Raw genomic sequence first — 11,316 nt, 5'->3', positions numbered from 1 at the left:
TATGAATACAAAGAATTTTTACTTAAAATTAAAAAGTAGTTTCACACTACTTACGGTGGTGTTTTTTGTGGTGTCTTGTCAAGATTATCTCGAAGAACAACCCAGCACTTTAATAGATTCAGATTATATCTATACCACAGAAGAAGGCTTAAAATCTGGAGTAGTTAGTTTATACAAATTTGAAAGAGATCGTTACGACAGAAGGATAGAAGACTTCATGGGAGCAGTTCTTATGTCATCAAGAAGTGATTTAGCATTTAGCAGAACTGGTTATACCGGGTTAATGGGCAGATACCAAAGAGGTGTTTCTCCCGTAGATCAAGGCGCTAACTTTGTGTCTACCTTATTTTGGAAACACTATTATAACTTAGCCAACAAAGCAACGGCAATAATTAATGCAGCTGATGAAGCAACAGGAGTTGACGAAGATGTAAAAAATCAAGTACTAGCAGAAGCAAAATTTTTCAGAGCTCATTCTTATTTTTATTTATACAGAATGTTTAATAACATTTATGTAACAGACGAAACGATTTCGGTTGATAATGCATTTGATGTTATAAATAATAAATCTTCAGAAGAAGAGATTTTCGCACTCATTAATAGTGATTTAGATTTCGCAATTGAAAATTTAGATTGGACAGATACTTTTGGTCGTGTTACTAAAGGTACTGCTAAACATGTAAGAGCTAAAACTGCGATGTGGCAAGGCGATTGGACAGAAGCTAAAGATCAGGCAGTAACATTAATTCAAGAAGGTCCACATGAGTTGGTTTCAAGTACTTCAGATGTTTTTGAAGGAGATAGAAACAATTCAGAATCTTTGTTTGTAATACAATCTCAAGATGATTTATTGGGCGGTGGCGATAACACCATGATGAATGCTAATTATGTGACTCAATATTTTCAAATATCAGGAATCGAATCAAATATAGAGCAAGGTGGAAGAGGTTTTTCTCGTGTATTACCAAATCTTTATTTGTTAAATCTTTTAGCTGAAGACCCTAATGATACTCGAGATGATAATACTTATTTTAGACTAAAGTATTATTATACTTCGGGAGCTAATACGGGTCAAGAAATTGATATTTATCAACCTATTACCGATTTAAATAATCCGAGTAGTACTTATGCAAGATATTACCAAAGGTTGCATCCATCTTGTATCAAATTTGCACAAGAAGATGATAATCCAGATTCTTATTTAAATAGAAGTAATATAACAGTTTATAGATTAGCCGAAACCTATTTAATAGCTGCTGAAGCTATCATGAGGTCTACAGGTGATCCGCTTCCTTATGTTAATGCCATTAGAACGCGTGCAGGAGCTTCACCAGTAACTTCTGTAAATCAGCAAACTATTTTAGACGAGCGTGCACGTGAATTGGCTTTTGAAGGTCAAAGATGGTTTACACTTAAAAGAATGGGGCAAGACGTAATCGATTTTCAGATTACAAATTATGCTGGCGATGGTGAATATTTTCCAGCAAATTTAGGTGCTAAAGATCCGAGAACAAATTGGAAATCACATTTCATTAATTGGCCAATTGCTCAAATAGATTTAGATTTATTGGGGCCTGATTATCCTCAAAATGATGGTTACTAAATACTAAGAATAATTAATAGTAGAATTAACAATTTAGTTTAATTAGTTTGAGTTTTTGTTAGAATCTTTGGGCAAGAAATTGCCCTTAGATTTTATTATTAATTTGTAATTAAAGAAATTTATTAATAACAGAGCGTTTAGATTAGGTATGCGATATTTATATGTTTTTTGTTTTAGTTTGGCTTTATTGACCTGCAAATCTGTAGAAAAGAACAGTATTATATTTGCCGACAATCCAGTGGTTGCGCATCGAGGTGCTTGGAAAAGTAATAGTCTACCTGAAAACTCAATCGCAGCATTAAAACAGGCTATTGCATTAGATTGTACAGGGTCAGAATTTGATGTTAGAATGACATTAGATGACGTATTAATTGTAACTCATGATCCGCATTATAACGATTTGAAAATTGAGGAGACCACCTATGAGGAACTTTCAAAACACAAACTTTCAAACGGTGAAATCTTACCAACGCTAAAGCAATATATTTTAGCAGGAATTAATAACAATTCAAGTACTGGTTTAGTGTGCGAAATAAAACCATCTCCCATTGAAGGTAGAAATGCACTTATGGCAGAAAAGGTGGTGAACTTAGTTCGAGAATTAAAGGCTGAGCCTTATATTTTAACTTATATCAGCTTTAGTTACGACATTTTAAAAAGAATAAAAGAACTAGACCCTAACGCTAAAACTCAGTATTTAGATGGTTCGAAAACTCCAGAACAATTAAAAGCAGATGGTATTACTGGTTTAGATTATGAACTTAGTGTTTTTAAAAGGCATCCTGAATGGATTAAAAATTCAAAAGCACTAAACTTAGTTTTAAATGCATGGACAGTTAACAAGCCCGAAGATTTAGATTGGTTTTTGGCAAACGAGTTCGATTTGATAACAACCAACGAACCTGAATTACTTTTTGAAAGAATAGATAAAAGTGTTGTAAACCAAGGTTACAAATTGGTTTGGAGCGATGAGTTTAATTACAAAGGCAAACCAGATAGCACCAAATGGGCTTTTGATTATGGTTTTATAAGTAATAGAGAAGAACAGTATTTCACTGATAGTTTAAAAAATGCTAGGGTAGAAAATGGACATTTAATACTTGAAGCTCACAAAGAAAAAATTGCCAATAAAGATTTTAATAATGCCGAATTGAAAAATAAAAGTTGGATTAAATATGTTACTGAAATTGATACTGCTAAATATACATCGGCCAGAATAAATACAAACGGATTAGCTTCATGGAAATATGGACGTATTGAAGTGAAAGCTAAATTACCAAAAGGTATAGGTTTTTGGCCTGCCATATGGATGCTGGGTGAAAACAGAAAAGAAGTAGGTTGGCCAGAATGTGGTGAAATAGATATTATGGAGCACGTGGGTTTTAACCCAGATTCTATTTTTGGGACGATACATACAAAAGCTTATAATCACTTAACTAACAGCGAGAAAGGTAAGAAGGTTTTTATCCAAGATCCTTACGAAACATTTCATGTGTTTGCACTTGAATGGACTCCAGAAAAGATGGATTTTATTTTAGACGATGTGGTTTATAACCGAATTGAAAACGAGCATAAAACAACTGCTGAATGGCCATTCGACCAGAAATTTTATTTGATTATGAACGTTTCTGTTGGCGGTATGTTAGGCGGAAGAGAAGGCATTGACGACAGTGTTTTTCCGCAGCAAATGGTTGTGGATTATGTACGTGTTTTTCAAAAAAATGAATAAGTAAATGAAAACATATTTAGCCTTGTTAGTGATGAGTTTGTTAACCGTTTCAAGCTGTGAGGGTCAGGATTTTAGTGTCATGACATACAATATTCGTTTGGATATTGCTTCAGATGGTGAAAATGCATGGATGCATAGAAAAGACTTTTTAATTTCTCAGGTTTTATTTTTTAGTCCAGACATATTAGGCGTACAAGAAGCACGACCAAACCAAATGGACGATTTAAAAGTAGCTTTAAAAAACTTCAGCGCTTTCGGTATAGGAAGAGATGGTGGTAACGCAGGCGAATTTTCAACTATTTTTTACAATACACAAAAATTTGAGGTAGAACATGAGAATACCTTTTGGCTCTCTGAAACGCCTGAAAAGGTTTCTAAAGGATGGGACGCTGCATACCCCAGAATTTGCACTTATGGTTTGTTTACACCTTTAAATACCTCGAAGAAATTTTGGGTGTTTAATACCCATTTAGATCATGTTGGTGAACAAGCTCAACTAATGGGCATAAAAACAATTCAACAGAAAATAGCTGAAGTGAATACCAAAAATTATCCTGTTATTTTAATGGGCGATTTTAATGTAGAACCACATAGTTTGCTTATTAAAAAATTATCGGAAGACATGATAGACACCGAATCTGTGGCAAAAATAGCTTACGGACCCCAAGGCACGTTTAATGGTTTTAATTTTACTGAACCCGTTACCCGAAAAATTGATTACATATTCATATCGAAATCTGAAAACCTAAAAGTGAATAAGCAAGCTATTTTGAGTGATTCTAAAGCCTTGAAATACCCGTCTGATCATTTTCCGGTATATGCTGAATTTACAATAGAATAAATTAAGCATCAAGATTTCCGATAGTTTGCGTGAGGGATAGCAGTGGAAAGCCCAAAGCGAGGTACGAGCGAGGACTTGCAACGTATAGCCCGACCCTTTTTGGGGCACGCCCAAAATTTAAATGAATAATTAAGATGAAAAAAATAATTGTTTTTACCCTTTTAATTGGTTTGTATTCTTGTAAAGACAAGATGAGGTTTAACGAAAAAGATACACTTCCAAATATACTTTTAATAGTTGTTGACGACCAAGGATATGCCGATTTTGAACCGTTTGAAAATCATGATACAACAGTTGAAACGCCAAATATTGGTAAGTTAGGAAAATCGGGTATAGTTTATACTCAGGCTTATACCACGGCGCCTGTTTGTAGCCCATCGCGGGTTGGAATTTTAACGGGTAAAAACCAATTTAGGTGGGATGTAAAATCGAGCTGGGGACCAGGTTTACCAGATTCGGTTAAAACAATTGCAGAATATTTAAAGGACGCGGGGTATGCTACGGCGAGAATAGGCAAGAATGATTTGGGTAGAAATTTTCATAAATACAACGTTCGAGAATATCCGAATGCGCATGGTTACGATGAGTTTTTAGGCTTTAGTGCGCATGCGCATGATTATTGGTTACTTTCAAAAGAAATTAAAGATATAACGCCAGACCCTAACGGAACTAGTGCCGTGTTAGGACCGTTGATGCACAACAATGGCGAAAAAAGTTATAATGAAGGTTACCTGACAGATATATTAACCGATGAAGCTATTGACTACATTAAAAAACCTAAAGAGAACCCCTTTTTCTTAACGCTTTCTTACAGTTCTGTTCATCATTTAATTCACGAAGTGCCACAAAAATATTTAGATAAATATGGCGTAAAACCCATTAATAATTACCATCCTGATAGTTTAATGGCTTACGGTAAACACAAACCCGGTAGTTATGCTGCGTATTATGATAAATATTCTAGATTGGGAGACATACAAGATGACGATTTAAGAAAGTATTATTTGGCCAACTTAAATTGTTTGGATGATAATATAGGAAGGGTTTTAGAGTCTCTTAAAACTGAAGGATTAGAAAAAGAAACGCTGATAATTTACGTATCAGATAACGGCGGATCGCCATTAACTGGTGCTAATAATAGTCCGCTTACGGGTGGGAAATATTCGCTTTGGGAAGGAGGCATTCGAGTACCTTTGGCAATAAGTTGGCCTGATAAAATTAAACCGAATCAAGTAGAAACACAATATGTATCAGGTACCGATATTTTACCAACCGTAGCGTCTGTTGCAGGTATTACCTTAGATGATAAAACTATTGATGGCGTTAATTTATTAACACCCAAAAAAGACAGATTATTGGTTTGGAAATGGCAAAAAACTTGGGCAGTTAGATTAGGTGATTGGAAACTGACAAACTCAAATGAAAACCACTGGAAAAGTAGACCAAGTAATTTATACATAAAACCTATTAGTAACGATTTGTCTTTAAAATTATTTAATTTGAAAGAAGATTCAGGAGAACGAATTAATCTTTCAGATCAATATCCTGATAAAGTAAAAGCATTGGAAGAAGCTTATTTAAAATGGTGTAAAACCAATATTGGTAACTATTAAAATTTATTGAATGTTAAAAAAAAATCTATTATTTATACCTATACTGCTTATTGCAATAATTCTTTCTTGTATAGAAAACCACATTTCTGATGAAAAAACGGTCAACGGTTCAAGCAATTTAGATAAGGAAATAGAAAAAAAAGTAGATTCTGTTTTAAACTTAATGCAGCTAAATGAAAAAATTGGGCAATTGGTACAATATAGCGGTAAGTGGAATGCTACTGGTCCTTCATCTTCTAAAAGCGATCAATATAAGCTTGATAAACTAAAAAAAGGAGAAGTTGGGTCTATGCTGAATATTACATCGGTGGCTTCTATTAGAGAAACCCAGAAAATTGTAATGGAACATTCGCGACTTAAAATTCCATTAATTTTTGCTTATGATGTTATACATGGCTATAAAACAATTTTTCCCATTCCATTGGGTGAAAGTGCTAGCTGGGATTTAGATATTATAAAGCAAACCGCATCTGTTGCTGCGAAAGAAACAGCTGCATCTGGTATTCAATGGACATTTGCTCCTATGGTTGATATATCTCGGGATGCAAGATGGGGAAGAATTATGGAAGGTGCTGGAGAAGACACCTATTTAAATACGGTTGTTGGGGTTGCTAGAATACAAGGATTTCAAGGTAACGATTTATCGAAAACCAACACCATTGCAGCTTGCGCAAAACATTTTGCTGGTTATGGTTTTGCCGAAGCCGGACGCGACTACAATACTGTAAACATTGGCGATAATGAACTTCATAACACTATTTTACCGCCATTTAAAGCTGCTGCTGAAGCGGGTGTTGCAACGTTTATGAATTCGTTTAACGAAATCGACGGTATTCCATCAACTGGCAATAAAGTACTGCAAAGAGAAATTTTGAAATCAGGTTGGAATTGGAATGGATTCGTAGTGTCTGATTGGGGTTCTATAAAAGAAATGATAGCACATGGTTATGCTGAAGATAATAAACATGCTGCAGAAATTGCTTTAAATGCAGGAAGCGATATGGATATGGAATCGTATGTATATGAAGCACATTTGGAAGATTTAGTGAATGAGGAAAAAGTTTCGGAGCAGCTTATTGATGATTCTGTGAGACGTGTTTTGAGACTGAAATTTGAATTGGGATTGTTTGACGACCCTTTTAAATATTGTAATGATGAACGTGAAGAGACCGAAATTTATACAGAAGAGCATTTAGCAATTGCACGGGATGGGGCCAAAAAATCGATTGTTTTACTTAAAAATGAAACTAATTTATTACCACTTTCTAAAAATTTAAAAAGTATCGCTGTTATTGGTCCATTGGCCGATGATAAAGATACGCCATTAGGTAATTGGCGGGCTAAAGGGGAGTATAATTCGGCGGTTTCTGTGTTGGAAGGTGTAAAGCATGCAGTTGGTGAGCATACCAAAATTTATTATGAAAAAGGTGCTGAATTAACAATACCAACTTTAAAATCTGGACAGAATCAATTTTTACATCCTTTAAAATTTAATAATTCAGATACTTCTGGTATTCCTGCAGCGGTTGAAGCTGCTAAAAAAGCTGAAGTTGTTATAATGGCTATTGGCGAAAATGCATATCAGACCGGAGAAGGCAGAAGTCAAACCGAAATTGGGTTTTTTGGTGTTCAGCAGCAACTACTTGAAGCTGTTTATGCAGTTAATAAAAATGTAATTATTGTTTTAATGAATGGAAGACCAATGGATATTTCTTGGGCAGCCAATCATATGCCTTCAATTTTGGAGTGCTGGTTTTTAGGCTCAGAATCTGGTAATGCTATTGCCGATGTAATGTTTGGCGATTATAATCCATCTGGTAAATTACCGGTTTCTTTTCCTCGTAGTGTTGGTCAAGAACCACTATATTATAATCAGAAAAATACTGGAAGGCCATATAGCCAAAAACATGTTACATTTTCAGGATATACAGACTCACCTAAAACTCCTTTATATCCTTTTGGATATGGATTAAGTTATACTACATTTGAATATGAAAATTTAAAATTAGATAAAAGTGAAATCTCAAGAAGTGGCGAAATAAAGGTGTCAATCGAAATTACAAATACAGGATATCGAGATGGAGAAGAAGTAGTTCAGCTTTATATTAGAGATTTATTTGGTAGTTTAACTCGCCCGATAAAAGAATTGAAAGATTTTAAAAAATTAATGATCAAAGCCGGAGAAACGAAAATTGTAAATTTCACAATAAATGCTGAAAAGCTTAAGTTTTATACAGTTAATAAAAAATGGGAGGTTGAACCTGGAGATTTTAATGTTTGGGTTGGAGGCGACTCCAATGCTACATTAAAAGCAACTTTTACAGTTTTAGAATAAAGAGTTCGTAAGCTAAAATAAAATGACGTCGTAAGAAATATTGAAAGAACATACTATTTTTAAAAGAGAAACATTAGTAAAGCAGTTAGAAGAAAATTCTAATTGGGATGTGATTGTTATTGGTGGGGGTGCTACAGGATTAGGCGTTGCCCTAGATAGCATTACCCGTGGTTATAAAACCCTGCTTTTAGAGCAAGTAGATTTTGCGAAAGGGACTTCAAGCCGCAGCACTAAACTGGTTCATGGTGGCGTGCGATATTTAGCTCAAGGCAATATAGACTTGGTTAAAGAAGCCCTATATGAAAGAGGATTACTTTTAAAAAATGCATCGCATTTAGTGAGTAATCAATCCTTTATCATACCTAATTATAATTGGTGGGATAATTTGAAATATACTATTGGTCTTAAAATATATGATGCCTTAGCGGGAAAATTAAGTTTTGGTAAATCAACAAGAATCAGTAAAAAAGAAACGTTAAAAAGGCTAAGCACGATTAAAAATGGCAAATTAAAAGGTGGTGTCGTCTATCATGATGGGCAATTTGATGATTCGCGATTGGCTGTAAATATCGCTCAAACTTGTATAGAACATGGAGCAACCGCTTTAAATCATTTCAAAGTAAAACAGCTTCTAAAAAACGATAGGGGCGCGGTAAACGGTGTGGTGGCTGAAGATGCTGAAACTCGCAAAACATATGCTTTAAATGCCAAAGTCATTATAAATGCTACAGGCGTTTTTACCGATGAAATATTGAAAATGGATAATGCTGAAGCAAAAGATATTGTACGCCCAAGTCAAGGTATTCATTTGGTAATTGATAAATCTTTTTTGCCAGGAAACGATGCTATTATGATTCCAAAAACCAATGATGGCAGAGTGTTGTTTCTGGTACCATGGCATAATAAAATTGTGGTTGGAACTACCGATACCCTTTTAGATAGCCATAGTTTAGAGCCAAAAGCTTTAGATGCGGAGGTGGATTTTATCATCGCAACGGCTAACAATTATTTAACCAAAACACTGGCAAAAGAGGATGTATTGAGCATTTTTGCAGGGTTACGCCCATTAGCAGCACCAAAAGATAAATCTGAAAAAACAAAGGAAATTTCGAGAAGCCATAAAATTATTGTTTCAGATTCAGATTTAATTACCATTACGGGAGGTAAGTGGACGACTTACAGACGCATGGCTCAAGATACCATCAATAAAGCTATTTTTATTGGAAAATTACCTAAGCTAGCATGCGAAACTAAAGCCATTAAAATTCACGGAGCTATTATTCCTATTGAAATAAAATCTCATCAAAATGTTTACGGTAGTGATGAAAAGTTAATTCAAAATTTAATTAAAGAACAACCAGAATTAGGTGTACAATTACATAAAAGCTTACCTTTTACGAAAGCAGAGGTAGTTTGGGCTATTCGGAATGAAATGGCAAGAACTATTGAGGATGTGCTCGCCAGACGTGTTCGGACTCTGTTTTTAGATGCTAAAGCAACTCTTGAAATAATTCCAATAGTAGCCAAAATATTAAGTGAAGAATTAAATAAAGATACCATTTGGGAACAACAGCAAATTGAAGAGTTTAAATCTATTGCGAATCAATATGTTTTATAAATAATATTAATTAAAAGTAACTTTACTTTTTACCAACAGCTAAAAACTATAAACTAATTACAATGGAAAAATATATTCTTGCTTTAGACCAAGGAACTACCAGTTCGCGAGCCATTGTTTTCAATAAAAAAGGAAGCATTGTATCTGTGGCTCAAAAAGAGTTTACACAATTTTTTCCAAAACCAGGTTGGGTAGAACACGACCCCAATGAAATTTGGTCTACTCAAGCAGGCGTAGCCGCAGAAGCCATTGCAAAAAAAGGGTTAAATGTTGAAAACATCGCTGCTATAGGAATTACAAACCAACGCGAAACCGTTGTGGTTTGGGATAAAAACACAGGGCAACCTATCTATAATGCTATTGTTTGGCAAGATAAACGAACTTCTGATTACTGTGATGAACTTAAAAAACAAGGCAAAAGTGAGGTTATACGAGAAAAAACAGGGTTGGTTATAGATTCTTATTTTTCTGGAACTAAGGTGAAATGGATTTTAGATCATGTTGAAGGAGCAAGAACAAAAGCTGAATCTGGCGACTTAATTTTAGGAACTATTGATTCTTGGTTAATTTGGAATTTCACGAAAGGTGGCCAACATGTTACCGATGTAACAAATGCATCAAGAACCATGTTATTTAACATAAATACCATGGATTGGGATGATGATTTACTTGAATTATTTACCATTCCTAAAAGTATGTTACCTGAAGTCAAGCAGTCTAGTGAAGTATACGGACATACAAAATCAACTTTTTATGATGCCAATATCCCTATTTGTGGCATCGCGGGCGACCAACAGGCGGCATTATTCGGACAAATGTGTACCAAACCAGGTATGGTGAAGAATACCTATGGGACAGGATGTTTTATGCTTATGAATATTGGTGAAAAACCAATAGTTTCAAAAAACAATCTATTAACAACTGTTGCTTGGAAAATTAATGGAAAAACACAGTATGCCCTTGAAGGTAGTATATTTATTGCTGGTGCCGTGGTGCAGTGGTTACGTGATAGTTTAAAAATAATAAGAACCTCAAACGAGGTCGAAAAACTTGCCGATTCAGTTGAAAGTTCTGATGGTGTTTATTTTGTACCCGCCTTTGCAGGTTTAGGAGCACCACATTGGAATCAACAAGCACAAGGCACAATTTTCGGTCTAACACGAGGGAGTACAGATGCACATATAGCGCGTGCAGCAATCGAATCTATAGCCTACCAAACTATGGATGTTTTAAAAGCTATGGAGGCCGATTCTGGGCTTTCTATAAAAGAATTACGGGTAGATGGTGGTGCAACTGTAAATAATATGCTTATGCAGTTTCAAGCCGATGTTTTAAATACGGTGACTGTGCGTCCTAAAATAATAGAAACTACTGCAATGGGTGCCGCTTTTTTAGCGGGATTAGCTGTAGGCTATTGGAACAACCCTGAAGAGATTCAAGAGATATGGCAAACGGATACTTCTTTTAATCCAGCTACTGAAAGAAAGCAAATTGAAAATGAAATTAAAGGTTGGTATAAAGCCATTGATGCTTTAGAGTATTGGACTAAATCAAAATTTTAACCATAAAACTAAGAA

7 protein-coding genes are annotated in these 11,316 nt (G+C 34.9%); all 7 read left to right on the top strand.

Going from position 1 to position 11,316, the window contains the following annotated elements:
* The first annotated feature begins 1 nt into the window (after position 1).
* Positions 2-1,603 (top strand): RagB/SusD family nutrient uptake outer membrane protein, encoded by a 1,602-nt coding sequence (locus tag O5O44_RS11230; protein WP_289194441.1) that lies wholly within the window; start codon positions 2-4, stop codon positions 1,601-1,603.
* A gap of 148 nt (positions 1,604-1,751) precedes the next feature.
* Complete coding sequence (locus O5O44_RS11225) at positions 1,752-3,332, top strand: glycerophosphodiester phosphodiesterase family protein (protein WP_289194440.1); 1,581 nt, start codon at positions 1,752-1,754, stop codon at positions 3,330-3,332.
* A gap of 4 nt (positions 3,333-3,336) precedes the next feature.
* Positions 3,337-4,173, top strand: coding sequence for an endonuclease/exonuclease/phosphatase family protein (locus tag O5O44_RS11220; RefSeq protein WP_289194439.1), 837 nt, complete (start codon positions 3,337-3,339; stop codon positions 4,171-4,173).
* Positions 4,174-4,307: 134 nt separating this feature from the next.
* Entirely contained in the window at positions 4,308-5,786 is a 1,479-nt protein-coding gene (locus O5O44_RS11215; protein ID WP_289194438.1) for a sulfatase family protein, read from the top strand.
* A 10-nt stretch (positions 5,787-5,796) separates the two neighbouring features.
* Positions 5,797-8,121 carry a beta-glucosidase BglX gene (gene bglX, locus O5O44_RS11210; RefSeq protein WP_289194437.1) on the top strand — a complete coding sequence of 775 codons (2,325 nt, stop codon included), beginning with the start codon at positions 5,797-5,799 and terminating at the stop codon, positions 8,119-8,121.
* Positions 8,122-8,161: 40 nt separating this feature from the next.
* Positions 8,162-9,739 carry a glycerol-3-phosphate dehydrogenase/oxidase gene (locus O5O44_RS11205; protein ID WP_289194436.1) on the top strand — a complete coding sequence of 526 codons (1,578 nt, stop codon included), beginning with the start codon at positions 8,162-8,164 and terminating at the stop codon, positions 9,737-9,739.
* Positions 9,740-9,801: 62 nt separating this feature from the next.
* A complete protein-coding gene (gene glpK / locus O5O44_RS11200; RefSeq protein ID WP_289194435.1) occupies positions 9,802-11,301 on the top strand; it encodes a glycerol kinase GlpK in 1,500 nt (499 codons plus the stop codon).
* Positions 11,302-11,316: the final 15 nt, after the last annotated feature.

The sequence above is a fragment of the Algibacter luteus genome (assembly GCF_030344935.1).
Classification (GTDB): domain Bacteria; phylum Bacteroidota; class Bacteroidia; order Flavobacteriales; family Flavobacteriaceae; genus Arenitalea; species Arenitalea lutea.
Note: the sequence above shows the minus strand (reverse complement) of the source record. Positions and strands in the feature narration are given on the sequence as shown.